At 36.7% G+C, this 25,537-nt stretch carries 27 protein-coding genes; 20 read left to right on the top strand and 7 right to left on the bottom strand.

Going from position 1 to position 25,537, the window contains the following annotated elements; all coding sequences use genetic code 11:
• Positions 1-7: 7 nt before the first annotated feature.
• Both tatA and IP358_RS00685 read right to left on the bottom strand, forming a co-directional pair.
• Entirely contained in the window at positions 8-235 is a 228-nt protein-coding gene (tatA, locus tag IP358_RS00690) for a twin-arginine translocase TatA/TatE family subunit (protein ID WP_040498288.1), read from the bottom strand.
• A 48-nt stretch (positions 236-283) separates the two neighbouring features.
• Positions 284-1,282 (bottom strand): RluA family pseudouridine synthase, encoded by a 999-nt coding sequence (locus IP358_RS00685; protein ID WP_101357097.1) that lies wholly within the window; start codon positions 1,280-1,282, stop codon positions 284-286.
• Between the two features lie 64 nt (positions 1,283-1,346).
• Between IP358_RS00685 and purB the strand changes: the two genes are divergently transcribed.
• Genes purB through IP358_RS00670 form a run of 3 tightly spaced genes read left to right on the top strand, consistent with a single transcriptional unit; the run spans position 1,347 to position 4,405 of the window.
• Positions 1,347-2,690 carry an adenylosuccinate lyase gene (gene purB / locus IP358_RS00680; protein WP_006802194.1) on the top strand — a complete coding sequence of 448 codons (1,344 nt, stop codon included), beginning with the start codon at positions 1,347-1,349 and terminating at the stop codon, positions 2,688-2,690.
• A 34-nt stretch (positions 2,691-2,724) separates the two neighbouring features.
• Positions 2,725-3,561 carry a type II restriction endonuclease gene (locus tag IP358_RS00675; RefSeq protein ID WP_006802195.1) on the top strand — a complete coding sequence of 279 codons (837 nt, stop codon included), beginning with the start codon at positions 2,725-2,727 and terminating at the stop codon, positions 3,559-3,561.
• The gene (locus IP358_RS00670; protein WP_006802196.1) at positions 3,551-4,405 is read left to right on the top strand and encodes a DNA-methyltransferase; all 855 of its coding nucleotides are present in this window, start codon (positions 3,551-3,553) and stop codon (positions 4,403-4,405) included. The genes IP358_RS00675 and IP358_RS00670 overlap by 11 nt, the downstream gene beginning before the upstream one ends.
• Before the next feature lie 25 nt (positions 4,406-4,430).
• Here IP358_RS00670 and IP358_RS00665 read toward each other — a convergent pair whose 3' ends face one another.
• On the bottom strand, positions 4,431-5,462 hold the full coding sequence (locus IP358_RS00665) for a hypothetical protein (protein WP_006802197.1): 1,032 nt from the start codon (positions 5,460-5,462) through the stop codon (positions 4,431-4,433).
• Between the two features lie 129 nt (positions 5,463-5,591).
• Here IP358_RS00665 and IP358_RS00660 point away from each other — a divergent pair, with 129 nt between their 5' ends.
• From IP358_RS00660 to IP358_RS00605, 12 genes are all read left to right on the top strand, one after another.
• On the top strand, positions 5,592-6,560 hold the full coding sequence (locus IP358_RS00660) for an HTH domain-containing protein (protein ID WP_006802198.1): 969 nt from the start codon (positions 5,592-5,594) through the stop codon (positions 6,558-6,560).
• Positions 6,561-6,665: 105 nt separating this feature from the next.
• Entirely contained in the window at positions 6,666-7,820 is a 1,155-nt protein-coding gene (locus IP358_RS00655) for a hydrogenase small subunit (protein WP_006802200.1), read from the top strand.
• A gap of 11 nt (positions 7,821-7,831) precedes the next feature.
• On the top strand, positions 7,832-9,568 hold the full coding sequence (locus IP358_RS00650) for a nickel-dependent hydrogenase large subunit (protein ID WP_006802201.1): 1,737 nt from the start codon (positions 7,832-7,834) through the stop codon (positions 9,566-9,568).
• Between the two features lie 11 nt (positions 9,569-9,579).
• A complete protein-coding gene (gene cybH / locus IP358_RS00645) occupies positions 9,580-10,248 on the top strand; it encodes a Ni/Fe-hydrogenase, b-type cytochrome subunit (RefSeq protein WP_040498291.1) in 669 nt (222 codons plus the stop codon).
• A gap of 292 nt (positions 10,249-10,540) precedes the next feature.
• The gene (locus tag IP358_RS00640) at positions 10,541-11,944 is read left to right on the top strand and encodes a tetratricopeptide repeat protein (RefSeq protein ID WP_006802203.1); all 1,404 of its coding nucleotides are present in this window, start codon (positions 10,541-10,543) and stop codon (positions 11,942-11,944) included.
• Between the two features lie 8 nt (positions 11,945-11,952).
• Positions 11,953-12,345: a YcfL family protein gene (locus IP358_RS00635; RefSeq protein ID WP_006802204.1), complete on the top strand. Its 393-nt coding sequence runs from the start codon at positions 11,953-11,955 to the stop codon at positions 12,343-12,345.
• Between the two features lies 1 nt (position 12,346).
• Complete coding sequence (lpoB, locus tag IP358_RS00630) at positions 12,347-12,958, top strand: penicillin-binding protein activator LpoB (RefSeq protein ID WP_006802205.1); 612 nt, start codon at positions 12,347-12,349, stop codon at positions 12,956-12,958.
• Positions 12,959-13,041: 83 nt separating this feature from the next.
• A complete protein-coding gene (locus IP358_RS00625) occupies positions 13,042-13,998 on the top strand; it encodes a DUF6844 domain-containing protein (RefSeq protein WP_006802206.1) in 957 nt (318 codons plus the stop codon).
• Entirely contained in the window at positions 13,971-14,483 is a 513-nt protein-coding gene (locus tag IP358_RS00620) for a hypothetical protein (protein ID WP_006802207.1), read from the top strand. The genes IP358_RS00625 and IP358_RS00620 overlap by 28 nt, the downstream gene beginning before the upstream one ends.
• A 22-nt stretch (positions 14,484-14,505) precedes the next feature.
• A complete protein-coding gene (locus IP358_RS00615) occupies positions 14,506-15,696 on the top strand; it encodes a hypothetical protein (RefSeq protein WP_040498295.1) in 1,191 nt (396 codons plus the stop codon).
• 82 nt (positions 15,697-15,778) lie between these two features.
• Complete coding sequence (locus IP358_RS00610; RefSeq protein ID WP_006802209.1) at positions 15,779-16,318, top strand: HyaD/HybD family hydrogenase maturation endopeptidase; 540 nt, start codon at positions 15,779-15,781, stop codon at positions 16,316-16,318.
• Positions 16,315-17,979 (top strand): hypothetical protein, encoded by a 1,665-nt coding sequence (locus tag IP358_RS00605; protein WP_006802210.1) that lies wholly within the window; start codon positions 16,315-16,317, stop codon positions 17,977-17,979. Before IP358_RS00610 ends, IP358_RS00605 begins: the two co-directional genes overlap by 4 nt.
• 68 nt (positions 17,980-18,047) lie before the next feature.
• Here the strand turns inward: IP358_RS00605 and IP358_RS00600 are convergent, their stop codons facing one another.
• The 3 genes from IP358_RS00600 to IP358_RS00590 all read right to left on the bottom strand — a co-directional run bounded on the left by IP358_RS00600 (position 18,048) and on the right by IP358_RS00590 (position 20,790).
• Positions 18,048-18,446 (bottom strand): ubiquinol-cytochrome C chaperone family protein, encoded by a 399-nt coding sequence (locus tag IP358_RS00600; RefSeq protein WP_050754803.1) that lies wholly within the window; start codon positions 18,444-18,446, stop codon positions 18,048-18,050.
• 200 nt (positions 18,447-18,646) lie between these two features.
• Positions 18,647-19,426, bottom strand: a complete 780-nt coding sequence (locus tag IP358_RS00595) for a tRNA 2-thiocytidine(32) synthetase TtcA (RefSeq protein WP_006802211.1) — start codon at positions 19,424-19,426, stop codon at positions 18,647-18,649.
• A complete protein-coding gene (locus IP358_RS00590) occupies positions 19,426-20,790 on the bottom strand; it encodes an MFS transporter (protein ID WP_040498297.1) in 1,365 nt (454 codons plus the stop codon). Before IP358_RS00590 ends, IP358_RS00595 begins: the two co-directional genes overlap by 1 nt.
• Before the next feature lie 65 nt (positions 20,791-20,855).
• Here IP358_RS00590 and IP358_RS00585 point away from each other — a divergent pair, with 65 nt between their 5' ends.
• Positions 20,856-21,482: a non-canonical purine NTP pyrophosphatase gene (locus IP358_RS00585; RefSeq protein WP_006802213.1), complete on the top strand. Its 627-nt coding sequence runs from the start codon at positions 20,856-20,858 to the stop codon at positions 21,480-21,482.
• On the opposite strand, the gene IP358_RS00580 is transcribed toward IP358_RS00585, so the two are convergent.
• Positions 21,468-21,821 (bottom strand): hypothetical protein, encoded by a 354-nt coding sequence (locus IP358_RS00580; protein WP_040498440.1) that lies wholly within the window; start codon positions 21,819-21,821, stop codon positions 21,468-21,470. The genes IP358_RS00585 and IP358_RS00580 overlap by 15 nt on opposite strands.
• Positions 21,822-22,200: 379 nt before the next feature.
• Here IP358_RS00580 and IP358_RS00575 point away from each other — a divergent pair, with 379 nt between their 5' ends.
• The 4 genes from IP358_RS00575 to IP358_RS00560 all read left to right on the top strand — a co-directional run bounded on the left by IP358_RS00575 (position 22,201) and on the right by IP358_RS00560 (position 25,528).
• Positions 22,201-23,205: a sulfatase-like hydrolase/transferase gene (locus IP358_RS00575; RefSeq protein WP_232086781.1), complete on the top strand. Its 1,005-nt coding sequence runs from the start codon at positions 22,201-22,203 to the stop codon at positions 23,203-23,205.
• Between the two features lie 334 nt (positions 23,206-23,539).
• On the top strand, positions 23,540-23,848 hold the full coding sequence (locus IP358_RS00570; RefSeq protein ID WP_248613363.1) for a hypothetical protein: 309 nt from the start codon (positions 23,540-23,542) through the stop codon (positions 23,846-23,848).
• A gap of 74 nt (positions 23,849-23,922) precedes the next feature.
• Positions 23,923-24,885 (top strand): methionine ABC transporter ATP-binding protein, encoded by a 963-nt coding sequence (locus tag IP358_RS00565; protein WP_006802216.1) that lies wholly within the window; start codon positions 23,923-23,925, stop codon positions 24,883-24,885.
• Positions 24,878-25,528, top strand: a complete 651-nt coding sequence (locus tag IP358_RS00560; protein WP_006802217.1) for a methionine ABC transporter permease — start codon at positions 24,878-24,880, stop codon at positions 25,526-25,528. The genes IP358_RS00565 and IP358_RS00560 overlap by 8 nt, the downstream gene beginning before the upstream one ends.
• Positions 25,529-25,537 lie beyond the last annotated feature (9 nt).

The raw sequence follows: 25,537 nt of genomic DNA, 5'->3' as shown, positions 1-25,537 counted from the left end.
CTTTTAATCAAACTTTTGCAGTTTCATTAGGCTTAGAATCTGTTTGCACTGTTGTTACTTTGTCTTGCTCAATCTTGGTATTTTGCGCAACTTCTTCATCATCTTCTTTCACCGCTTTTTTGAAGTTTTTAATTCCAGAACCCAAGCCCTTTGCTAAATCTGGAATCTTTTTCGCACCAAAAAGCACGACAATAATTAACAAAACAATCAGTAATTGCTGAACACTTGGCATCATCACATATCCTTTAAAATTGAAATTTGTTAGATTATAGCATAAATCGCATTAACCTAGAACACTTTGAGTAATCTCAAAATTTTCAGTGCTTCTAAAGGCAAATTCCTTACCCTTATAAACAAACTTTAAACCATAAGCGTGGAGCATTAAACGCGTTGCACCGAAGTATTCCAGGCGTTTTTCATTGCTTAATGCATTTTTAGATTCCAACTTTTGCATGATAAATTCCCCGTCTAAATACTCCCTACTATGCACATCTTTTACGCCATACAAAGGATCGCCCAAAATAGGATATCCTAAAGCGTCTAAATGCACGCGTATTTGATGTGTTCTTCCTGTTTTTGGCAAGACTTTAAAAAGCAAAAATTTAACATTTTTATAGGTATTTTCTAAAATTCCTAGTATTTCAAACTCACTCTTAGCTTCTTTAAATTTTAGATTCCTAAATTTTTGGCACATTTGAGCGTTTTTTAAAGACACAGAACGCACGCATAAATCTCCACCCTTTTCTTGTATAGCAATAGGCAAAGAGAGACAAAAATCTTTAAAATTTACATTTTGGATTCCAACTTTTGCGCGCGTTAGGGCTAGATATTCCTTTTTTATGCTGTTATTTAAAAACATCAACCCAAGTTCAGATATGCTCTTTTTATGCTTGCCGACAAGCACCAGCCCGCTTGTTTCCCTATCAATCCTATGCGCAAGGCTCGCTTTTAAACCTAAAGACGCACGCACTTCATCAATCAAACTATGATGTTCAAATCTCCCCTTTGGGTGAATTAACATTTTAGAGGGCTTGTTAAAAATCGCAAAATCTTCATTTTCAAAAAGCGGTTTTAAACCTATGGAATCGGGTTGAAAAATAAGCACTTGCACACAATCATTCAAAACCTTTGCCTTCTCTTGCAGCACTTTACCTTGATAACGCACCTTTCCTTTGTTGATGTAGCGTTGTGCATCAGACATTGAGAGATTGAGTGCTTGCATTAAAAACGCATAGGCTTTTATTGGGGAATTTATTTTAAATTCTTTGTAGATATAGGGCATTTTCTAACTTTTAAGGGGGGTTATGTTAGTATTATTTTAACATAAACAAAATGAAGGATTTGAAATGGTAGAGAGATACGCAAGAGAGCAGATGAAAAGATTATGGGACACAAATGCAAAGTATTCCGCGTGGCTTGAGGTAGAAAAGGCGTTAGTTAGAGGCTGGAATAAGCTTGGGCTAATCCCTGATAGCGATTGTGAAAAGATATGTAAAAATGCGAAATTTGACATTGCTAGGATTGATGAAATAGAAGCGGTTACCAAACACGATCTAATCGCCTTTACCACTTCTGTGGCAGAATCTTTAGGTGAAGAATCTCGCTGGGTGCATTATGGGATAACCTCTAGCGATTGTATTGACACGGCAGTGGCGTTGCAAATGCGAGATAGCTTAAAGATTATTTTAGATGATATAGCTCAAGTGAGAGAAGCGATAAAAACAAGGGCTTACGAGCATAAAGATACGCTAATGGTGGGGCGAAGCCACGGAATTCACGGAGAGCCTATCACCTTTGGGCTAGTTTTAGCGATTTGGTATGATGAGCTAGGACGGCACCTGAAAGCGTTAGAATCCACTTTAGAAGTCATCTCTGTGGGGCAACTCAGCGGGGCTATGGGCAATCTCGCCCACACACCTATGGAGCTTGAAACGCTAGTTTGCAAAGAGCTAGGGCTAAAACCTGCGCCTGTGAGTAATCAAGTAATCCAAAGGGATAGATACGCTAGGCTTATGAGTGATTTAGCCCTGCTTGCTAGTAGCTGTGAGAAAATCGCTGTGGAAGTGCGACACCTGCAACGCACAGAAGTCTATGAAGCAGAAGAGTATTTTGAAAGCGGACAAAAGGGAAGCTCTGCTATGCCCCACAAGCGAAACCCGGTTTTAAGCGAAAACATCACAGGGCTTTGCAGAATGATCCGCTCTTATGCAATGCCGGCAATGGAGAATGTCGCGTTGTGGCACGAGCGGGATATTAGCCATAGTAGCGTGGAGCGATTTATTTTGCCAGATAGCTTTATCACCACGGATTTTATGCTAATGCGTTTAAAGGGGCTACTTGAAAAGCTAGTGGTGTATCCAAAAAATATGATGAAAAATTTAAATCTCACCGGCGGGCTTGTATTCTCACAGCGAATCTTGCTAGAGCTTCCTAAAAAGGGTGTATCTCGCGAAGATGCCTATAAAATCGTGCAAAGAAATGCGATGAAGGTATGGCAAGACTTACAAAATGGTGTTATGCAGGAAGGCAAAGCGGCGGTAAATGATAAGGGCGAGAGCTTATATTTGCAATATCTTTTGGGAGATAGCGAACTTGTGGGGCTTATCGGCGAAGCGGCAATCCGCGAATGCTTTGAGTTTAGCTACTACACAAAAAATGTGGATTCTATCTTTAAGAGAGTGTTTGGGTGAATGAATCTAAACGCACAACACATAAGGAATAATTGTGAAAAACACATTAGCATTTGAAACTTTTCTAAGCACGCTTAGAGCGACAAATAGAGATTTGGGCTTTTTTGTAGATTGGCAGAAGTGCCTAGCAAATAAAGATAAGTTAAGCATTAGCCTTAATCATTTAAATCTTTTGCTAGGTGTGCCAAAGGATAGTTTGCAAGATAAGATTACTTTGCTTTTTGATGAGTATGCTAAGGCTTTTGATGTTTTGCCTTTGATTTTAGCAATTCGCAATGAAAGAGAACTTGTATTAGATTCTAATAGCAATGAAACACCTATCAATGCGTATTTGCAAAACCCTAAGGGGATTTATGAATTTATCTGTGAGAGTGGGCTAGATTCTATCTTTGGTAATAGTAAGATGAAAGATTTAAATGACTTTGTTTTTGGCATTGAAGTGGGGTTAGATAGCAATGCAAGAAAAAATCGTGGTGGTGCTTTTATGGAATCTTATTTAAGGGATCTTTTTACAAAGGCTAAATTACATTTTAAAGAACAAGTGAATATCGCAGAGTTTAGCGATTTGCAGGGAAGCTTTGGAGATGATAAAAAGCGATTTGACTTTGTAATTTTTGGTAAAAATATAAGCTATTTTATTGAGTGTAATTTCTATGCGAGTGGCGGTAGTAAGCTTAATGAAACAGCTAGGGCATACCAAGAGTTAGCCCCAAAATTTGATAGGTTTGCTGATAAAAACTTTGTATGGATTACTGATGGGCAAGGTTGGCACAGCAGCAAAAATAAATTGCAAGAAGCCTATAAAAGCGTAGAGATGTATAATCTTAGCAATGTAAAAGATTTTATTAAAAAGGCACAAAATGACCGCTAAATCCCACACATTAACCCCCACTTTTACAAGCCTAGATTCTAAATTTAGTCTTTATCAAGGCGATTGTAATGCCCTTTTGCCACAGATGAAAGAGAGTTTTGATGTGATTTTTGCTGATCCACCTTATTTTCTCTCAAATGGTGGCTTAAGTATCCAAAGTGGCAAGATTGTGAGTGTGAATAAAGGCGAATGGGACAGGGGAGAAAATATTGATGAAATTGATAGGTTTAATACGGAGTGGATTGCAAATGCAAAAATAGCCCTAAAGCCCACAGGCAGCATTATGATAAGTGGGACTTATCATAATATTTTTTCACTTGGCAGGGCATTACAAAAGCTTGATTTTAAGATTTTAAATATCATTACTTGGCAAAAGACTAATCCCCCGCCAAACTTTAGCTGTCGCTACCTCACGCACTCTACTGAGCAAATCATTTGGGCTAGAAAAAGCCATAAACATAAGCATATTTTTAACTATGAGATTCTAAAAAAACTAAACAATGATAAGCAAATGCGTGATGTGTGGAGCTTCCCAGCTATTGCTCCTTGGGAAAAGACCTTTGGCAAACACCCCACACAAAAGCCCTTAGCCCTTTTGGTGCGATTGCTTTTAATGGCAAGCAATGAAGATTCTATAATTTGCGATCCATTTTCAGGCTCTAGCACCACAGGCATTGCCGCAAATCTTTTACACAGGCAGTTTATAGGCATTGAGAGAGAATCTAGCTTCATAGATTTAAGCATAAAACGCAAGAGCGAGTTAGATTCTAAATTTAAAGATATAGAATCTAAAATCAACGATTTAAAGCTCTTAAACACAATTTTACAAAGTAACTTGACTTAGAATCTAGCTAGATTCTAATATTTCATCACACATCTTTTGGTGGATTATCATCGTGGATTTTTTCTGGCTTGCTAGGCACTATACTCGCATCATCGCCTAGCTCTTTTGGCTCTGGCATTCTGCCATTATCAAGGTGGCTTAATAACGCCCTTTTAAACGCTAAAGTAGAATCCACTTTATAGTATTTCCCACCGCTATCCCTGCTTAATTCCTGTAAAAACCCCACCTCTTCGCCCAAGGCAAAGCTATGAAACACCACTTGATTGATAGCAAGTTCTGGCTTTCCTTGCGTGATGTTGCGATTGAGACTTTTCATCGTGCTAAGAAGTGTTTGCGCGCGGAAGCTATCTGGAGGTGTTGGGTTACTCGCAAAGATATATAGCTCTTTTACTAGCCCATTATCCTTAGTGAAATACTTCATACTCTCAATCATAGCGACATTAAGAAGATAAAGATATTGGGGATTTAGGCTAATCTCTTGCACCGCTTTGTCAAATGATTTTGGCTCATAAAATGGTCCAAGTAGGTTTGCAAGCATACTTTTATAGTCATTCACCACTGCCTTTGTGAAGAAATCAGGCTTATAAATTCGCTTTGCAATATAGGGGGCGATTTCCTTAAATGCCTTAATATAAGGATGCACATTAAAAGTGTTGCAATACACAAAGCCCATTTCCTTATAAGGCTTTTCACGCAAATAGATTCCAAAATCGCCATTTTTTTGCGAGAAATTTACTAGGGTAAAGCTTGTCTTTTTACACACAGAAGTGATACGCAAAAGCCCAGCCCCGCTAACATCAAGGCTATATACAAACTGCTTATCATCACTCATATAGCTCCCATCGTTTTGTAAGATTCCACCATTTAGGATTCTATCTGCAAAGCAAATCCTTTTATCCGTGCTAGAAGATTGGATACTCTGCCTATCTTTAGCATAAATCACGCCTTGTTGCTCTTTATGCTGCTCTAAACTCTGCTTAGAGCAATCCATACCATTGATAAGATTACTAAGCTTTTCAAAAACGACTTTTTCATCAATTGGGTCAAACTCTGTCATAACCAACTCCTTGTGATAAATTACGCCAATATCATCGTCCCTATTTAAATAACGAAGGGTAAATATAAAAATAAATTTTCAAAATGCTATAATGTAACTATTCTTAACAATGCTTATTTAAGGATAACAATGCAAAAGAAAATGACATACTTGGAAGTGGCAAGGGCTGTGCTAGAGAGTGCGACTGCTCCGCTTAAAGCTACGCAAATTTGGGATAGAGCAGTAGAAAAAGGCTTAGATAAAAATCTAGCAAGTATTGGTAAAACGCCGGAAATGACAATGTCAGCACAACTTTATGTAGATATACGCGATAGACAAGATTCTATATTTATGAAAGCTTCAAGTAAGCCTACAACCTTTTGGTTAAGGGCGAGAGAGAATGAACTGCAAAAGGGATTAGAATCTATAATACAGACAAGCAAGACAAACTATGAAAAGCAAAAAGGCAGGGGCTTTCACGAGCGGGATTTGCACCCATTGTTTGTGCGGTTTGCAAAAGATTATTTTGATGTGTATGCAAAGACGATTAAGCACGAAAAGAGTAAAAAATCTCAAGGTGGGCAGGATAAGTGGAACTACCCTGATATTGTGGGTGTGCATTTCCCATTTAATGATTATAGTGAGAGAGAAACGCTAGAGCTAAGTCAGAATCTAAACCGCCGTGATTTTAAGATTTACTCCTTTGAGCTAAAAGTTTCACTTGATTTTAGCAATTTGAAAGAGAGCTACTTTCAAGCGGTGAGTAACTCTAGCTTTGCAAATGAGGGGTATTTAGTGGTGTATGAAGAGCTAGATTCTGAAGTGTTTGATGAGCTAAGGCGGCTGCATAGTAGCTTTGGCATTGGGCTTATAAAGCTAGAGTTAGAGCCTACGGAATCACAAGTGCTTTTGCCCTCTGTGGTAAGAAACTTAGATTTTAGAACTATTGATATGCTAGTGAATAAAAATGCGGATTTTAGGGAGTTTATTAACACGATAAATGGCGATATACAGACAAATGATAAAAGGCGAATCGCAACACAATTGTATGATAAAGTGTTTGATGATGAGACATTAGAAAACCACATTCTTACACATAAAATCACACTAAAGCCTTAAACTTTTCTCAATTTAAAAAATTATTAACTTTTTGTAGTATAAATTAAGAAAAAAAAGAGTAAATTCTAAGCAATTTTTCAACTCTCAATGTGAAGGAAGGTTAAGATGATAGAAAAAGACAATCTTTTACTTAAGCAAGCCGAGGAAAGACTAGCAAAACTTGCGAAGTTTCCAGCACTTAAAAAAGGTAATAGCATTAAAAAAATGCTCAAAGAAAAAGGGGTTTCAAGAAGAGATTTTATGAAGTGGGCAGGAGCAATGACTGCAATGCTATCATTGCCAGCAAGCTTTGCACCACTAACAGCAAAGGCAGCAGAAGTTGCTGATAGACTACCTGTAATTTGGCTACATTTAGCAGAATGTACAGGTTGCAGTGAAAGCTTACTAAGAAGCGATGGACCTGGGATTGATAGCCTTATTTTTGATTACATTTCTTTAGAATACCACGAAACACTAATGGCAGCAGCGGGCTATCAAGCTGAAGAAAACTTGGAATCTGCCATTGAACGCTATAAGGGGCGCTATGTGCTAATGGTAGAAGGCGGTGTTCCAACTGCATTAGAAGGACAATATCTAACAATCGGAGCGCACGGAAAAACAGGATTAGAGAGCGCAAAAGAAGCGAGTGAACACGCAGCAGCGATTTTTGCCATCGGAACCTGTTCTAGCTTTGGCGGAATCCAAGCAGCAAATCCTAACCCAACAGCTTCTAAATCACTAAGTGCAATAACAAATAAGCCAGTGATTAATGTCCCGGGCTGTCCGCCAAGCGAAAAAAACATTGTAGGCAATGTATTACACTTTATTCTCTTTGGAACATTACCAAGTCTTGATGCTTACAATCGTCCAAAATGGGCTTATGGGCTTAGAATCCACGATTTATGTGAAAGACGCGGACATTTTGATGCAGGGGAATTTGTGCAAACTTTTGGCGATGAGGGAGCGAAAAATGGCTATTGCTTGTATAAAGTAGGCTGTAAAGGTCCTTATACATTTAACAACTGCTCCAAACTCCGCTTTAACTCACACACAAGCTGGCCTATTCAAGCAGGACATGGTTGCATAGGTTGTAGCGAACCAAACTTCTGGGATACAATGGGTCCATTTGAAGAACCACTTGCAAGCAAGCTTTATGACACGCCAATGCTAGGTGGGGCAGATAGAACAGCGGATACTATTGGAATCACGCTTCTAGGAGCTGCAGCTATTGGTATGGCAGCACACGCAGTATTAAGTAATATTAAAAAAGATAAAGAATAAAAGGAGGGCTTATGACAAAACGAATCATTGTAGATCCTATCACAAGAATTGAAGGGCATTTAAGGATTGAAGTTATTGTTGATGAAAACAATGTAATTACCGATGCGTATTCTAGCTCTACATTATGGCGCGGGCTAGAAGTAATTGTTAAAAATCGTGATCCAAGGGATGTGGGCTTTATGGTACAAAGAATTTGCGGAGTTTGCACATACTCTCACTATAAGGCTGGAATCACTGCCGTAGAAGACGCTCTTGGAATCAAGATCCCATTTAATGCTGAAATGGTGCGCTCTTTAATGAATATCTCTCTTGTTTTACATGACCATTTGGTGCATTTTTATCACTTGCACGGACTTGATTGGTGTGATATTACTTCTGCTCTCAAAGCAGATCCAAAAAAAGCTTCCGAACTTGCCTTTAAATACTCTAAAAATCCAATTGTGGCAGGAACCGATGAACTTACTAATGTGCAAGAGAGAGTCAAAAAATTTGCAAGTGCGAAGCAAGGCTTAGGACCATTTGCAAATGCTTATTGGGGGCATAAAACTTATCGTTTCTCTCCTGAGCAAAATTTAATTGTGCTATCACATTATTTAAAAGCCCTTGAAGTGCAGAGAGTTGCGGCAAAAATGATGGCAATCTTTGGAGCAAAACAACCACATCCACAGAGTTTAACCGTTGGTGGAGTAACTTGTGTAGCAGATATTTTAGATCCATCAAGGCTTGGGGATTGGTTAACCAAATACAAAGAAGTTGCAGATTTTGTCAATCGTGCATATTATGCCGATGTTGTAATGGCAGCTGAAGTATATAAAAATGAACCAAGCGTGCTTAAAGGTTGCGGAGTGCGTAATTTCCTATGCCACGCCGAGATTCCAGTAAATCACAGCGAAACACTTTATAGCACAGGTATCGTCCGAAATGGAGATATTTCAAAACTCTTAGACTTAGATGAAAATCTCATCACAGAAGAAGCAACACATTCTTGGTATGCCAACAGCAAGCCACTGCACCCTTATGATGGAGAAACAGAGCCAAACTATACAGGCTTTGTCGATAAAGACACAATTGGACCAGATGGTAATCCTATCCGCACAAAAGCTCTAGACACTGATGGTAAATACAGCTGGATTAAATCCCCACGCTACAATGGCGAAGCAATGGAAGTGGGACCTTTAGCGGCGATTGTCGTAGGACTTGCTGCAAAAAATCCACGTATTACAAAAATCGCAACACAATTCCTAGAAGACACAGGCTTGCCATTAGAAGCACTCTTTAGCACACTAGGAAGAACAGCAGCTAGGGTGCTTGAGTGCAAACTCTCAGCAGATTATGGAATCGAAGCCTTTAATTCTTTGGTGGAAAATCTAAAAACAGGAGATCAAACAACTTGCGCGCCTTATAGCATTGATAATAACAAAGAATACAAAGGGCGTTATATCGGTAATGTGCCACGCGGAACACTAAGCCACTGGGTTAGAATCAAAGATGGTGTTGTCTCAAACTATCAAGCTGTTGTTCCTAGCACTTGGAATGCAGGACCAAAAGATGCTAAAAACCAAATGGGACCTTATGAAGCATCACTTGTTGGAACAAAAATCCAAGATTTAACACAACCACTTGAAATTATCCGCACTATACACTCTTTTGATCCTTGCATTGCGTGTGCAGTGCATTTAATGGACACAAAAGGCAATGAAATTAGTCAATATAAACTTGATCCCATTGCAATGAATTGCAGCATCTAAAGGGGACGATTATGGAAACAAAATACAAACCCATAATGGAGTTTTCAAAGCTCACAAGGATTTTTCACTGGGTTAGAGCTATTGCAATTTTTGCCTTGATTGCCACAGGTTTTTATCTAGGCTATCCCTTTTTAGCCCCAAACAATTTTAGCGGAGAGCCAACAGGTTTTCTTTATGCGCTAATGCGCAGTTGGCATTTGATTTTTGGATTTGTGCTAATTGCCGTTACGATTTTTCGCATTTATTTGCTTTTTACCAAAGAATGTGTGATGGAGCGAAGATCATTTTTAGACTTTATTAATCCACTCACTTGGTTTGGCGTGATTAAGGCATATATGCTTTTTGGGGGACATCCGCACCTAAAAGGCTCCTATAATCCTTTGCAATTTGTAACTTATATCATCGTGCTATTGCTAATCCTTGCAATCTCTCTAACAGGGCTAGTGCTATATGCGCACGTTTATCACGAAGGATTTGGCGGAATGATAATGCCACTTATGCGCCCTATTGAAGTGCTATGTGGCGGACTTGCAAATGTGCGTTTGCTCCATCATATTTTGACTTGGGCGTTTGTGATTTTTATCCCCATTCACATTTATATGGCAGTTTGGAACGCCACACGCTATCCCGGCAGCGGAATTGACACTATCTTAAGCGGTGTTAAGTTTGAGAAAGAATAGGAATCTCTCCTATTCTTTACATTATTTTAAATTATAAAAATCCACTAAACTTTTCTCAAAAGATTATAATATCTCTCAATTTCTAATCTTTTTTGTGTCGCCACTTGTTTTTTTTTTTTGAGTATAACTCAAAACACACTATAATTTAGCATTAGGAAAATCTTAAAAGAATGTATAAAGTTGCTCATTGCTTCTTTTACAAACATTTAGGAGAAACCAAGGATGTAATCGTTCATAGTTGTGTGGCATTATAAACCTATAATGTGCTATATAATCTTAAAAGGAGTCAATAATGATCTCTAAAACTTCATTGTTGAAGAAAAAAATTGCGCTGTCTCTTGTATGCACAAGCACGCTAGCGACAAGTGTTTTTCTAATAGGTTGTGGCGGTTCTCAACCACAGCATTCAAAGGATTTAGGAGTTAATGCAAAATATTGCGACAATTCTTACTTTGATGATTTTAAGAAAAAAATTGAAAATGATGACGACACCATTTTTAATGGTATAAACGCAGGGACAACTGCTAGATTTTGCAAAAAATATGAGTTGTCAAATGAATTTTTAAATGCCGCTAAGAATAAATACGAAGAGTTATCCAGCAGAAGCGTTGCAAGTATAGTCGCCGACAAAATGAAACAATTAGTTGGCGGACAATCTTTTAGTAATTATGAAGGAAGTCTTTATGAAGCAATTATGATTGACACAATGATTGGTCAAAACTATTTAGATTTAGGCAACGATGAAGAAGCTAGAGTAAGCTTTAACCAAGCTAGCTTACTTCAAGACAAAGCGAGAGATGTCTTTAAAAAACAAATTGAAACTTCAAAAGGATTGCTAGAAAAAGCAAAGGAGAGAATTCCAGGCATAGAATCCCAAGTAAATGGAGCGCTAGAACAAGTCAATCAAGCATATGATGACAATCAAGATCCAAATGCCATTGAATATCAGGCAAATAAGGATTTTGTAAATCCATATACCACTTATATGTTAGCCATGAACAGGTTTCTAACAAACGATTACAATCGCGCTAGAGATTACCTAAAAGAACTTGTTAGAACTTATCCAAAATCAAAAGAATTCAAAAAACAACTTCAATATTTTGAAACAGGAATGAGAGGCAGCAAAAAGATTTTCGTAGTTTATGAGGATGGACGCGGAGCAACAAAGGAATCTATGGGTGTTGCGATTCCTTTTTCAATCAATGGAGTTGCAACACAACCTACCATTGGTTTTCCAGTTCTTAAATACAATCAGTCAAGCTATGAAAATGTTAGCGTTAATGATCAGAAATTAGAAATGGTTAGCAATTTTGATAGTGTAATCTCTGCAGAGTTCAACAATAATAAACATAGTATTATTGTAACAAATATTGTTAGTTCGGCCCTAAAATCCGTCTTAACAGGACAAGCAGCCGAAAAAGCTTCTAGCTTAGGCGGGGGATTGGGCGGAACATTGTTTGGAAAAGCAAGTAGCGCATTAGGGGCAGATGAAGTTGCCATTGATACGCGAAGCTGGGACACTCTTCCCAAAAAAGCCTATGCTGTTATGATGGATAATAATGGCTTGGTTGAATTAAAAGATGCAAATGGAAAAATCATCGCAAAAGAAGAAGTGGATAGCGGCAAAAATGCCTTAGTAATTGTTCGCTCACTTAACCAAAATCAACCAGCCATTACAATCACAACACAAAGATAATTACGGCAATGTTGAGTCGTTTTGTTGTAAGAATACTTCTTCCAATTTTTGGAACACTTGTGTTTTTTGGCTGTGCTCAATCAGCACAGCAGGCTATTCTTAAGAAAAAATATCAGAATTATGTTTATGCAACAGATTTTGATACCAGTCAAATTAGTGCATTTTCCATCAGAGAGAACCCAACTAGTGGGTTGATTGAATTTTTTTTAGAAATCTCTCCAACTTCTACAAAACAACTCTTGTATAAGTTGGAATGGCTAGATAAAGATGATTTTAGTCTAAACAACATTCAAGATGACTTCAAAATGATTCAATTAAATGATGGATATGTTATCAAGATCAAACACTCAGCAAATCACAAAAAAGCAAAGAGTGTAAAAATTTATCTTAAAGGAAATTAAAATGAAAAAACTTTTCTTATCTCTTAGTGTAGCAGGAGCTATTGTTTTAACAGGTTGCGCAACAGGCAGCGGGGGCGTCAATTACTCAAGCGGTGTTACAGGCAGTCCTAGCAAAGGGCAAAGTCTTAGTTTAGGCATTGATGCTGTTGATATTGAAAACACAGCAGAAAAAATGCTCGACAAACTTTACAGCGCACCTTTTATAAAATCTCTAAATCCTAAAAACCGTTATTCCATCAAAATTGATGGCGTGAAAAATGACACAACAATTCGTCTTGACACAAGAGAACTAACTAGCTACATTGAAGAAGCCGTTCTTAATCGTGGATTTTTTGTAGTAACTGGAGCAGAAGGACAAGATGCTATTGATCTTGCAAGTGAGCGCGAAGATTTACGCGATAATGCTGAATTTGATCAAAGAACAATCGCAAAAAGCGGAACAATCAAGGGACGCGATTACATTCTACAAGGACGCATTCTATCACGCAACACAAAGCTAGAAAATGGGAAAACACATATAGATTATACCTATATGATGACACTAGTCGATGCTACAAATGGCATGAAAGTATGGAGTGGTCGCGAAAGAATCAGCAAAGACAACAAAAAATAAAGTTTTAGGCTAAAAAGCCTAAAACAAAAACATTAAACTCCCTAATAATTAAAAACACAAAAAAACAAACAAAGGAAAAAAGAATGAAAAAAATTTTCATTTCATCAATTCTCGCAGCGTCATTATTGTATGCCGAAAATGAAGGTGCAAAGCAAGAAGAAATCATAGATGCCCCAAAAACAGAGCAAAGTGTTACAAAGCCCAAACAGCAAGATATGTCCACAGTGCTTACTCGCTCTAAAAGAGATCTTAAAAAGAAATTAAAGAAACAAGGTATCGTTGGTGAAGTATATACCGCTAAAGCAAGCATTGATGCAAAACCTGATGATCCGCAATATTACGACTATTTAGCCAATGCTTATTCGGAAGCATTATTACGCCTAAAAGCAAATGTTATTTTGTCAAAATCTGGCAGTATGGCAGCGCAAGAAGCATTGAGTTTTTATCAAAAAACAGTGCCAGCAAACAAACAAGACAAAGAACTATTAAGCAAAGCGCAAGCCAAAATGGATGAACTCCAAGAAGAAGCAAACACTGAAGCATTTTATGCTGGATTAATTGATACAGCAGCAAATCTCGTTGATGCTGCAGCTAAAACCTATTTAGGAGCTGAAAATGTCACAGGAAATTTAGCCAATGATGCTAAAAAAGCAGCAGGAGTGGACACCAAAACACTATCCGCCAAAGAAAAGGATACTGTCTTTAAAAAATCTCTTTCGCAAGATGTTATTAAACAGGCTGGAGACAGCATTGCTGGTTTAATTCCTTATGAAAATATCATACTAACAGATAGCAAAGAAGGAGAAATTCAAATTGGAGTTCTTGCCTACACCACAGAGAGATCTCAACAGCTTGCTAGAGATTTAAAACAAGGCTATCAATCCAAAAAGACTGCCAATACAGCACAATGTAAAAATCCGGACGACATATCGGACTCTTTTGATAATAATGAGCTGCTATCTAAATTCGGTATTAAATATTTTTATAACGAAGAATGCACACCTAGAGCATTATGGCATTTGGCTTTGATAGTTTTGTGAAACAAGAAGGACTAAATACCGATTTAGCAATTGCCTCTGAAACTAGAGCAAGAAATAGAGCAGATATTCTCATTTCTAGTTTTTTAAAATCAGATATGACAGCTTTTAGTAAAGATTCAACCTTGCAAGAAAAAATTATCCAAAATGCGATAGAGATATCAAAAAATCCAAGCGATGACTTCCAAACCACAAAAAAATCAACCGAAAGAACAACTGAACTCACCAAAATAATGGCGGAAAACTTCAAAAACTACACGGCTATGAGCTTAAAAGGGCTTGAAGATTCTAGGATTTGGGAAGTAGATGATGGAAACAGAAGAATTGTTGGTGTAATAAGATACTATTCACAAGATAGTATTGATAGCAATACTAAAAGATTCAGTGAGCCACCTGCATCAATTAAGTCAGAAACTACACCAAAAAACAATACCAAATTACAAGGTGGCATAAAAAAATCATCCAATCTTGAAGTCGACGATTTTTAACTAAGAAAGGGGTATGTATTCAATGAAAAAGCTTTTATTAGTATTTCTAATCACTCTAACCACTTGTAGTTTTGTCAATGCACAAGTTGTCACAAAAACTACCACTAGAACGGCGACCGGAAAGGGCGTAGCAACAACACATCAATCAGCATTACAACAAGCAATCTTCAATGCAATGAGTAAATGGGGCGGAAAAATAAGTGGCTCCCAAAACACTAGCTCCACCGTCCAAAGCGTTAATGGAGCTAGCAGCGTTCATAAAAGCCTTGAAGAAGATATTAATGTAGCCACAAATGGGAAATTTTCAAGCTACGAAATTGTTAGTGAAAATCAAATTGGCGACCGCTATGAAATTGTTGTCAAACTCATTGACACCAAAACTACAAAGAGCTATAAAGTGCCCGGCTTAGATCCGAAGAATCGCCGAAGTATAACAATTTTTAGCAATAGCCCAAACTTTAAAGCAATTGGGGATGATTTACAACAAAAAATCACAGCAAACATTCTAAACTCTAGAAGCTTTAATGTGCTTGATCGCCAAAATAGCGGTTATTACGAAATGGAGAAAGCTGTTGTATCAAGCGGGGATGCTGCTAGTGATGAAATTTTAAAATTAAAAAATGTTCTTGGAACAGATTATATTCTATTATTCAGCGTAAAGGATGCGGCAAGTCAAAAGCGAATTGATACAATAACAGGAAAAGAAAAAATAAGAAGCGAAGTACTTGTAGAATATCAAGTTTTAATGTTTGCAACAAAACAAGTTAAATTTGCAAATACTTTGGCTTTAAAAGTAAATTTAAAAGATGGCTCCATAAGCAGGACAAATGCCGCAATGCAAGATATTGCAGACCAAATTACAAATGATATTATCTTTGCAATTTATCCTCCAAAAATTGCTGCAATGGCTGGTAATGAAGCAGTGTTTTCACAAAAAATGTCAGAAGGTCTAAGCTTGGAATGCTTTAGTCTCGGACAAAAAGTAAAAAACAGCTACACAAAAGAAAGTGCTGGCGCAATAGAAACAAAAACTGGTGATATTACCATCGTAAGAACTAACCCCAAACAAAGCTACGCAAAAATAACAAGCGGAAGCGTAAAAACTGGTGATATTTGCAGACCCATTCAAAATTCAAGTGGTCGCCAAAATGTCGGAGTAGAAGCAAACTATAAAATAGAAGAAGGCAAAGGCGGTGCTGATTTTGGATGGTAATACAAACACATAAAAGTATTTAGCCCTTCAATTTTTTATTAATTTTTTGCTAGAATCCCTTAATTTTTTAATAAGGGATTCCTTGAAAATACTAATCTTAGGCATAGGCAATATTCTCTTTGGCGATGAAGGAATAGGCGTGCATTTATCCAATCTTTTAAAGCTTAACTATAAGTTTAGTGGGGAACATTCTGTGGATATTATTGATGGTGGAACAATGGCACAGCACCTAATTCCTCTAATATCAGAATACGATTCTGTGCTTATTATAGATTCCATTGATGCAAACGATGCCAAAGTTGGCGATGTATATTTTTTTGACTTCAATGCTATTCCAAATGCCATTACTTGGGCAGGAAGTGCGCACGAAGTGGAAATGCTACAAACTTTACAAATGATTGAAATGCTAGGCGATTTACCACCAACAAAAATTCTAGGAATCAAGCCCTTTATCATTGGTGAAAATACAACTTTTGATTTAACGCAAGAAGTTTTACAAGGTGCGAAACTAATGGAAGCTCAAGTAATCAAGCACCTAGAAGCACTTGGCGTAAAGGCACAAAAGATAGATAACAGAGATTTGCAAGAGATTGCACGCTTTTCTTATAGGGGCTATGAATGATTGCAAGCTTTGTTTTTGAAAATATCGCAAATTTTAAAAATACAAATCTTGTAAAGGATTTTTTTATCAATTCTCTGTATGCAGCCCTTGAAAATAAGGGATTAAAAGGGCAATGCGTGCAAGGAGCACCCTTTACCTTTAGCCTTGAAGCACAAGGCACACAAGAAGAGATTTTAGACTTTAGCAAAACTTTAGAAGAATATATTCCTTTGTCCTTACAATGGGCGTTTAAAGGGCTTGTGTTAATGGAATCTTTTAGCACGCAAGGAATTTTAAAAAAGGATTTCAACTTTAAAAGCCACTTTTTAACTCCTTTAGAACTCCACAATCTCACAAGCAAAGATTCTAAAGATTTTTGTAATTTATGGAGGGATTTTATCTATTACAAACAAGAAAAAATCACGCTTTTAGAAAATACCACAAAGTATGATTTAAGCAGCTCTACAGACTTAAAGCAAGCCTTAGAAAAAAATGCGAAATTGCTAAAAAATGGGGAGCAAATTTTCTTAAAAACTCTTTTTGGTAAATATGCCGTTATCTTGCTTGATGAAAACCGCAAAGCCCTTAATGTAACACTTAGAGATGATTTTATCTTTATGCCCTTTTCTTTAGAAAATACAAAACTCATTTTCAAAGCACAAGAGCAGGACTTACAAGCCCTAGCCACGCTAGAGAAACCCTTAATAACCCTTAATCCAAAAAGCGTTTTTTCCGAGTTTTTTCCTAGCGTGTTTGTGAATGTGATTTTGCCCTTTGAGCCATATTTGGTGCTTTTAAGTAAATTCTTAAACGAGTATCAAGGCGTGTATCTTTTACCCTTGCAAAAAACACAACAAAGGCCAGAGAATGGAATCTGCGAATTTGTAGAATCCAGCTTACAGCCCTTACACATTAGCGTGGCAAAAAATGGGCTAATCCTAACGCACACCTTTAGCGCATTTTCTCCAAATGCTAATTTACACGCGCTTAAAAACACTATCACAAACAATAACTTAGAACGCACAAACGCAGCCTATCTAGGCAAGCAAAACACGCGCTTTTTAGTATATTTTGATACAAGCTTCAAAGAAGCCTTAGAATTTAGCTTTGAATCTAATTTAAGCAAGATTATTGCCACCTTAGAAACACTTAGTGCAACCACGCAAAGCCTACTTAAAAACTTTACAAAAGAAAATAAAAGCCTAATTACGCATTTAAAATCTTTGCCCAAAGATTCCATAATCTCTCAAAATTTATTAGATTTAGTGGGAATGGCGGGGATCTTGCTAGATTTAGGAAGTGAAGCAGATTTAGAACACGCTTATAGGCAAGTCTTACAAAGTGCTGCTAGCTTTATGGGGCAAAAGGGACCGCGCATTGATTTTCGCCTAGAGCGCGATAGTGAGGGTAGAATCCATCTTAACACACTTCAAACTCTGCGCTCTGTGATGAGCTTTAAGCTTGCGGGTGTTGAAACTCCACTACTTTGTTTTGGGATTTTAGATTCTTTAGCAGAGTTTTTTGCAAATCTTAGTCGCGATATGAATGAAAACTACCACACGCAAGGTATCGTCCTTTGTGGAGAAATATTTTTAAACAAGCAATTTTTAGAACAATTTTTACACTATTTGCCAAAAACTTCAGAATCTTTTGCGTGTGAGATTATGGAATTTATAAGCTAATGGCAAATAAGAATTATATACTAATTTGCATTTTTCTTTTGATTTAAATCCTGTCTTAAATACGCTACTTAAATCGCTACTGAAATTGTTACCCTATAAGCAGGGCTAGCAATATCAAAAGCAGTCCAAATTCCTGTAGCAGTCCAACCAATAGGACCTAAGAATACAGATAAAGTTTTAGTCAATGTTGCATTAGTTGCAAAAGATAAGCCTTTCCCAAAAATAAATTTCCAAAACGCATTGGCTACAATAACCATCAATTTATAAGCTGCAAAATCTTTTGCTTTCATTATTACTTGCAAACTAGCAGTTAAGGACGCTTTAGTGCTAAAAGAAACATTAAACTCTTCTCCAATCTTTTTCATATCTTCTGGAGATAAATTATTTATATAATCTTCTAATATTTTTGCAAATAAATTTTCTTCAACGATTTGTATTGATGATGTTTTATTGTAATTTACTTTCAATTTATCACAAACATCACATAGAATTTCTTTATAAAGCGCACCTTTCCACCCATAAATACATTCACAATAGAATTGCCTCCAAAGCCTGAACTTTTTGCAATGATTGAAACAGGTTTCAAACTACAAAAAATAAATTGTGATGGTTTTTACACAAAAGAAATTGAAAAGCCAATTCGTCAAATTGACAAGGAATCCCAATTTTAATCTTGTTTATCTAAATATTTCATATCAAATAAACTATTCAAATGCACATTACTTAATGCAACCTTTAAGGAAGTGAAAAAATCTGGATTTGCTTCCTCCATTTCCTTTAACATTTGCTTTGTTTTCTCTCTTGCAAATGGGCGCTTATCGTCCTTTTGCCACATTATCGGACAGTTGCAATCTGGGGCAATGTAAATATTATTTTTTGCAATAAAATCTATAATTTGCCGCTCTCTTACAAAAATCAAAGGACGGATTACAAAAATTCCATTTTCTGCCTTATAAATTGGTGGCATAGAACGCAATGCGCCATTATAAGTTAAATTCATCATAAAACTCTCTGCCGCATCATCTAAATGATGAGCTAGGGCTAGCTTGTTATATCCGCCCTCTAGAGCTTTGGTGTATAAAGCTCCGCGTCGCATACGCGAGCAAAAGCTACAATACACACTCCCTTCTCTTTTATTCTCTTCTAAAATCTTATAAATATCTGTGCGGTAAAGTTCATAAGGGATTCCGTGTTTCTCACAATATTCAAAGATATACTCATATTCGCCACCACGCCCATAATCCACAGTGAGTGCTTTAAACTCAAAGTTAAATGGGGCATATCTTTTAAGCCTAGCAAGCAAAGTGGCTAGCAATATGGAATCCTTACCCCCGCTTAAACCTAAAAGCACTTTATCTCCTTCTTTAATAAGCCCTAGTTGCGCGTTGGTCTGCCCTGTGATTTTTAAGATTTTTTTGCTAATTTCTACCGCTTTTTCCTTTGCCATCACTCCCCTTTTGCAAAATGCTCATTTAAATGTGTGTTAATAAACTCTAAAACCTCATCTTTATCAATAATATGCTTATCGTATTTAATCACCGCTACACGCTCACTTTCATTAATATACCATTCCAAAATCCCGCTAAGTTGTGCCAAAGATTCTAAAGAAGCATTTGTGGTAGAATCTGCAAGGGGTAGATAAAGATTTTTTTGCATTGCTGGATTTGCTAAAAACCCAAAAATTAAAATCCACATAAAACAGGCAATCACTACAAAAATTACAATAGATAAAATGCTAAAAAACTCATACAAATGCCCACCTAAAAGCGCACCAAAAAAAGAGCCTAGATAACCAAAGGTGGTAAAAACCCCCATAGCACTTCCCTTTTGATAAGCCTTACAATAGCGACTCGCAAGGCTTTGCATAATGGGTTCGTGGATAGAAAACCCCGCAAAAAACACAAGCACGCCAAAGATAAACACCGCTTTGCTGTGGCTTAACATTAGCAAATAAGACAGCACAAAAAATAAGATTCCAACAATCATAACCGCCTTAAACTTGCCCTTTTTTTCCGCAATAATCGCCGCTGGAATCATCGCAAAAAAGCCTAGCAAACTTGCTGGAATATACACTTGCCATAAGTCTTCTTTGGGCATATCAAAGCCCTTTACAAGTGCGATAGGAATTACCAAGAGTGCTAAGGTCATAAAACCTTTTTGTAAAAAATTTGTTAAATTCATAATTTGTAGATTTTTGTTTTTCAAAATCGCACTATATTCGCCACTCTTATGCGTGAAGCTATAAGTGATTTTTGGTGCATTTGGCACAGCAACAAAGAGTAAAATTAAGCCAAAAAGTGCCAAAAATGCAGTAATCCAAAACAAACTAGGCTCACCAAAACTTACCGCCAGAATTGGTCCTAGGATTAAAGCAGCGGTAAAACTTAAAGAAATCGTTGCCCCCATAAACGCCATAGCCTTTGTGCGATTCTCTTCTTTCACTAAATCTGCAATCATCGCGCTAATCACGCCACCAACCGCTCCAGCACCTTGCAGTAATCGCCCTAAAATTAGCATATAAATATCTTCGCTTAAAGCACAAATTACAGAACCAAGCGCAAAAATCACAAGCCCTAGCGCAATCATACTTTTACGCCCGAATTTATCACTTAAAAATCCAAAAGGGATTTGAAAAAGCACCTGTGTTAGCGCGTATCCACCCATTGCGATTCCAACTAAAATGGGGCTAACTCCCGGAAGAGAGAGCGCATATAGTGAAAGTACAGGCATTACGATAAACAGCCCAAAAAAGCGCGTCCCTAGTATTAAACTTAGTGGCAAACTTTGTTTTACCAAAGAGTCTTTTGCCATTTTTTAATCCTTTTGCTAAAATTCTAAAATTGAAATTCTAGCTAAAAAACTTACAAGGTAACAATATGCGCTTAATTTTGGCAACTTCAAATGCAGATAAAATTAGAGAAATTAAAGAAATTTATAGCCCCTTATGCAAAGAATTAGACTTAGAGATTCTAGCGTGGGATAGACTAATAACACCCTTTGATATTATAGAAAATGGAGAGAGTTTTAAGGAAAATGCACTGATTAAATCTAGGGCAGTTTTTAACGCGCTAAATGGCATTTTAAGCCCTAACGATATTGTGCTATCTGATGATAGTGGGATTTGTGTTGATGCGCTTTGTGGCAAGCCTGGAATCCATAGTGCAAGATATAGCGGTGGTAATGCGGTGGATAATCTAAACTTGCTTTGCGCTGAAGTTGCAAAACTTCCCAGTAAAACTTCAAAAGCGCATTATTGCGCGTGCATTGGAATCTCTAGTGTGCAAGGGGATTTTAGCGCGCACGGCTTTATGTATGGGAATGTAATTAGTGTGCCAAGGGGGAATAATGGCTTTGGCTATGATCCTATGTTTATTCCACAAGGCTTTAACAAAACTCTAGCTGAACTTAGCAGTAATGAAAAAAATGCAATCTCACACCGCACACAAGCTTTAACACACGCAAGCTATATTTTGCGTGTGTTATCAAGGCTATTCTCCGCCTAAAAGTGTGCCTTGAATGCTTCTTTGTAACTCTTGGGCTTGCTTTAAAAGCTTTTTTTGCTCTTCTTGTGTATCAATTTTGGATTCCACATTTTTTGACTCTGTTGCAAACTTTTTCTCGTTAATATTTTTCTTGCCATTAATAGAATCTAAAACACCCATTTTTACGAAAGTATCTTCATAATTTTTGCCACCTTTTTTCACGCGAATATACACTTGTCCGCTTGCTTGATCATATAAATAAGTGTCATCCATATCATTAAACATTACCCAAGGTTGTGCATTTAAACTCACTCCACACAACGCTAATCCAAAAATTGTAGCAAAGATTTTCAATAGCATTTTACGCACGGCGGTTACCTTTAATTTCTTTTTTGCTAGAATTTCAAAATTCTATCAAATTTAAGAACAAATACTATCTTAAAAAGTTAAAAAATGAGAAAAATTTTACTACAAATTCTTTGTTTTTAGCTTCATTTTTATGGGAATTTTGACTCTAACGCGCTTTTTTATACTTCAAGGTTTAAGCGGTGAAAATCAAGACTTTTTTGGGGTTTATATCTATGGTTTAGGGCACGATATGAGAACCTTTAGTGCTGCTTTTTACCCCTGTTTTTATGTGCGATTTTGACACATTTTAAAGGAATATTTAGCAAATTAGTGGGGGGGGGGGGCATTATGAGTTAGTTGCCAAACTTTATGCTTATTTTCTAGTTTTTATGTGGCTTTCTTAGCCTTTGTTGTTGTTATTTTTACCTTTATTCATTATTACTATTTTCAAATGTATGGGAATAAGATTGATATTTTTATCTTTGGTTTAAAAGATGATGATACAAACGCTATTCTCTCTATCATATTTGCCGATTACTCTGTTGTTAAGATTTTAATTTTTTCTGTGCTTTTTGGTATTTTTTGTTTTTGGCTTAGTGCTAAAATAATGCGCCTTGAGCTTCGTCCTATCAAGCTTCCTTTAGTTTTGCTTATTTGCTTAAATGTTGTGCTAGTTTATCTTTATGTTGTGGCTTTACGGGGACATTTTACTTACAACGCCCTAAGGGCTTCTAGTTATGAATTCAGCACTACAAAGGCTTTTAATGAAATTTCAACAAATCCTGTGATGGCTTTTTTATGGGCACATAAAGAATACAAGGAAAGCTTGGAGCTACCAAAAATCCCTTCGGGTGCGATTGAGAGTTTAGAGCAAAAACTTTTTAGCATTTTTGATACAACTAAAAACCACAAAAATCACGCCAAGTATCATATTTATGTCAATCTTATGGAGAGTTTTGGTTTAAATATTTTGGAATTTAGCAATGAAAAGCATAATTTTCTAGGAAGATTACAAAGACATTTTGAAGGGGATTTTCTTTGGAGGCGATTTTTATCTTCGGGAAACTCTACAATTGAAAGTTTAAATCAGCTAGCGTTTTTAAGCCCAAATCTTGTTTCTAATGGCTTGTATCAAAAGCAAGTTTTAAGCTTCACACCTTTACAGCTTTATAAAAATGCGGGGTATGAGATTATTTTTGTGTATAGTGGTAACGCTTCGTGGTATAACTTGGGCAATTATTTCAAGCTTCAAGGTGCTGATAGAGTCATTGATGAAAACAGCTTAATGCAGGAGTTTCCGCACTCTAGGGCTACAAAGCATAAATATGGAATCGCTGATGAGTTTATGTATGAAAAAATTTATTCCCTGTTTAAAAATGCTAAAAGCCAACTTTAGTTCTCTCTTTAAACATTTCCACACATAGACCTTATATTCACAAAAGCAAGGAAAAATCTCTTTGATGAAAATGCGCTAGAAGCAAGTTTTCTTGAAAAGTTTATTGTTGAAAATCCAAAAGATGCTTTAAAAACCTACGCGTATGCAAATGATGAATTTGGTAAGTTTTTAGACAAAATAAAAGGCGACGCGCTAAGAGATAAAATCATCATTGCTGCCACAAGTGATCATCGTTTCAGGGATTTAAAAATGGATTCCAACTTTGAGAGAGCTTTTGCTTATAGCGTGCCTTTTTATCTCTATTTGCCACAGAATTTGCGCGATGGGCTGTATTATGATAAAAACAGAGTGGGTTCTCACTAAAGATATTTTTCCTACGCTTTATGCTTTAAGCTTAAGTGGGGTTAAGTATCTTAGTCTTGGTGGGAGAGATATGCTAGCAAAGCCTAAGGGTGTAAAAAAGGAATTTGGTTTTAATGCACTTGTTTGGATTGATAAAAATGGCGTGTATAGCAATGATAGAGCTTATTATTTTAAACATCAAGATAGCTTAAAAAACACAGAGGAAAGTTTTAAGCCTAGTGAGTATCACAAAAATTTTGCTAAGGCATATAAAGCAATTAGATTTATATCAACTCATTGAGCATTTGGGAACTTAGAGCAAAAAATCCTTATTTTTTGCTAGAATTGCAAAATTTTATCAAACTTAGGAAAAAAATGGATTTAATCAAGGTGAAAAATCTCCATAAACGCTTTGGGGATTTAGAAGTTTTAAAAAATATTAATCTTAACATTAAAAAAGGCTCAATCTTCGGTCTTATGGGGCATAGTGGGGCGGGAAAAAGCACATTATTAAGGACTTTTAATGGACTAGAGTCTATAAATAGTGGCTCTATTGAGGTTGATGGTTTAGAGGTTTCAAAACTTAATGTAAAAGATTTGCGTGCCTTGCGTCAAAAAATTGGAATGATTTTTCAACATTTTTCTTTGTTGCAGCGCAAAAGTGTATGGGAAAATGTTATTTTACCCTTGCAATGTGCAAATCTTAAAATTGACAACCAAAAAATTAAGAATCTTTTAGAGCTTGTGGGCTTAAAAGATAAGGCAAATGCCTATCCAAACGCACTAAGTGGTGGTCAAAAACAACGCGTGGCAATCGCAAGAGCCTTAGTTTTAAACCCTATGCTTTTGCTAAGTGATGAAGCAACAAGTGCGCTAGATCCTAACATTACAGGGGCTATTTTAGAATTGCTTAAAAACATTAATAAAGAATTAGGCGTTACCATCGTGCTTGTAACACACGAAATGGAAGTGGTGAAAACTCTCTGTGAAGAAGCTGCATTTATGGAGAATGGAGAAGTCTTAAAAAGTGGAGCGATAGAAGATTTATTTTTATCGCCAGATCCTAAAATGCGAGAGTTTTTAGGAGAAAATGAAATTTTGCCACAAAGTGGGCTAAATATCCGCATTTACTTCCCTAAAAATATTGCGCAAAACCCTATAATCACGCAAATGGCAAGAGCGTTAGAGATGGACTTTAGCATTGTGTGGGGGAATTTAGAATCTTTTAATGGCGTAGCGCTTGGTGTGCTTGTGATTAATATTCGACAAAGCGCAAAAGAGAGAGTTTGTAACTATTTAGACACACAAGGCGCAAAATGGGAGATTATAAATGGATAGCAAAATGTTTTATTTACTTTTAGAAGCGACTTTTGATACTTTGTATATGAGTGTGGTTGCAACACTGATTGCAACGGCTTTAGCGATACTTCCTAGCATTTTGCTTGTGCTATGTGCGCCTAATGGATTATCACCTAATGCGCTTGTATTTAGGGTGCTAGATAGCATTACAAACACTTTGCGCTCTTTTCCTTTTTTGATTTTAATGGTGGTTCTGTTTCCTTTGACGCAAATTCTTGTAGGCAAAAGCATAGGAGCAACAGCGGCAATTGTACCTTTAAGCATAGGAGCAGCTCCCTTTATTGTGCGGATTATTGAAAACGCACTTAAGGAAGTGGATAAAGGAGTAATTGAAGCAGCCCTTAGTTTTGGGGCAACAAACTTACAAATTATTTTTCGCATTATGCTTATTGAAGCATTGCCTAGCATAATTAGCGGCATCACGCTTGCTTTAATTTTAGTTGTAGGTTTTAGTGCGATGGCAGGAGCAGTTGGTGGTGGAGGACTTGGAGATATTGCAATTAAATACGGCTATTATCGCTTTCAAAGTGATATTATGTTATACACTGTTTTGGTTTTAATTTTCTTAGTGCAAATTATCCAAAGTCTTGGAGATTTTTTATACAGAAAGTTAAAACATTAATTTTTTCAA

Source organism: Helicobacter winghamensis ATCC BAA-430 (assembly GCF_028751035.1).
Classification (GTDB): domain Bacteria; phylum Campylobacterota; class Campylobacteria; order Campylobacterales; family Helicobacteraceae; genus Helicobacter_D; species Helicobacter_D winghamensis.
Note: the sequence above shows the minus strand (reverse complement) of the source record. Positions and strands in the feature narration are given on the sequence as shown.

What these genes read in the sequence shown, in the direction of transcription:
- IP358_RS00655 (WP_006802200.1), top strand. Translation starts at nt 6,666, where the DNA reads ATGATAGAAAAAGACAATCTTTTACTTAAGCAAGCCGAGGAAAGACTA.
- IP358_RS00590 (WP_040498297.1), bottom strand. Translation starts at nt 20,790, where the DNA reads ATGGCAAAAGACTCTTTGGTAAAACAAAGTTTGCCACTAAGTTTAATA.
- IP358_RS00650 (WP_006802201.1), top strand. Translation starts at nt 7,832, where the DNA reads ATGACAAAACGAATCATTGTAGATCCTATCACAAGAATTGAAGGGCAT.
- tatA (WP_040498288.1), bottom strand. Translation starts at nt 235, where the DNA reads ATGATGCCAAGTGTTCAGCAATTACTGATTGTTTTGTTAATTATTGTC.
- IP358_RS00640 (WP_006802203.1), top strand. Translation starts at nt 10,541, where the DNA reads ATGATCTCTAAAACTTCATTGTTGAAGAAAAAAATTGCGCTGTCTCTT.
- IP358_RS00670 (WP_006802196.1), top strand. Translation starts at nt 3,551, where the DNA reads ATGACCGCTAAATCCCACACATTAACCCCCACTTTTACAAGCCTAGAT.
- IP358_RS00615 (WP_040498295.1), top strand. Translation starts at nt 14,506, where the DNA reads ATGAAAAAGCTTTTATTAGTATTTCTAATCACTCTAACCACTTGTAGT.
- IP358_RS00585 (WP_006802213.1), top strand. Translation starts at nt 20,856, where the DNA reads ATGCGCTTAATTTTGGCAACTTCAAATGCAGATAAAATTAGAGAAATT.
- IP358_RS00625 (WP_006802206.1), top strand. Translation starts at nt 13,042, where the DNA reads ATGAAAAAAATTTTCATTTCATCAATTCTCGCAGCGTCATTATTGTAT.
- IP358_RS00570 (WP_248613363.1), top strand. Translation starts at nt 23,540, where the DNA reads ATGATAAAAACAGAGTGGGTTCTCACTAAAGATATTTTTCCTACGCTT.
- purB (WP_006802194.1), top strand. Translation starts at nt 1,347, where the DNA reads ATGGTAGAGAGATACGCAAGAGAGCAGATGAAAAGATTATGGGACACA.
- IP358_RS00665 (WP_006802197.1), bottom strand. Translation starts at nt 5,462, where the DNA reads ATGACAGAGTTTGACCCAATTGATGAAAAAGTCGTTTTTGAAAAGCTT.
- IP358_RS00565 (WP_006802216.1), top strand. Translation starts at nt 23,923, where the DNA reads ATGGATTTAATCAAGGTGAAAAATCTCCATAAACGCTTTGGGGATTTA.
- IP358_RS00605 (WP_006802210.1), top strand. Translation starts at nt 16,315, where the DNA reads ATGATTGCAAGCTTTGTTTTTGAAAATATCGCAAATTTTAAAAATACA.
- IP358_RS00685 (WP_101357097.1), bottom strand. Translation starts at nt 1,282, where the DNA reads ATGCCCTATATCTACAAAGAATTTAAAATAAATTCCCCAATAAAAGCC.
- IP358_RS00635 (WP_006802204.1), top strand. Translation starts at nt 11,953, where the DNA reads ATGTTGAGTCGTTTTGTTGTAAGAATACTTCTTCCAATTTTTGGAACA.
- lpoB (WP_006802205.1), top strand. Translation starts at nt 12,347, where the DNA reads ATGAAAAAACTTTTCTTATCTCTTAGTGTAGCAGGAGCTATTGTTTTA.
- IP358_RS00580 (WP_040498440.1), bottom strand. Translation starts at nt 21,821, where the DNA reads ATGCTATTGAAAATCTTTGCTACAATTTTTGGATTAGCGTTGTGTGGA.
- IP358_RS00595 (WP_006802211.1), bottom strand. Translation starts at nt 19,426, where the DNA reads ATGGCAAAGGAAAAAGCGGTAGAAATTAGCAAAAAAATCTTAAAAATC.
- IP358_RS00620 (WP_006802207.1), top strand. Translation starts at nt 13,971, where the DNA reads ATGGCATTTGGCTTTGATAGTTTTGTGAAACAAGAAGGACTAAATACC.
- IP358_RS00560 (WP_006802217.1), top strand. Translation starts at nt 24,878, where the DNA reads ATGGATAGCAAAATGTTTTATTTACTTTTAGAAGCGACTTTTGATACT.
- IP358_RS00660 (WP_006802198.1), top strand. Translation starts at nt 5,592, where the DNA reads ATGCAAAAGAAAATGACATACTTGGAAGTGGCAAGGGCTGTGCTAGAG.
- cybH (WP_040498291.1), top strand. Translation starts at nt 9,580, where the DNA reads ATGGAAACAAAATACAAACCCATAATGGAGTTTTCAAAGCTCACAAGG.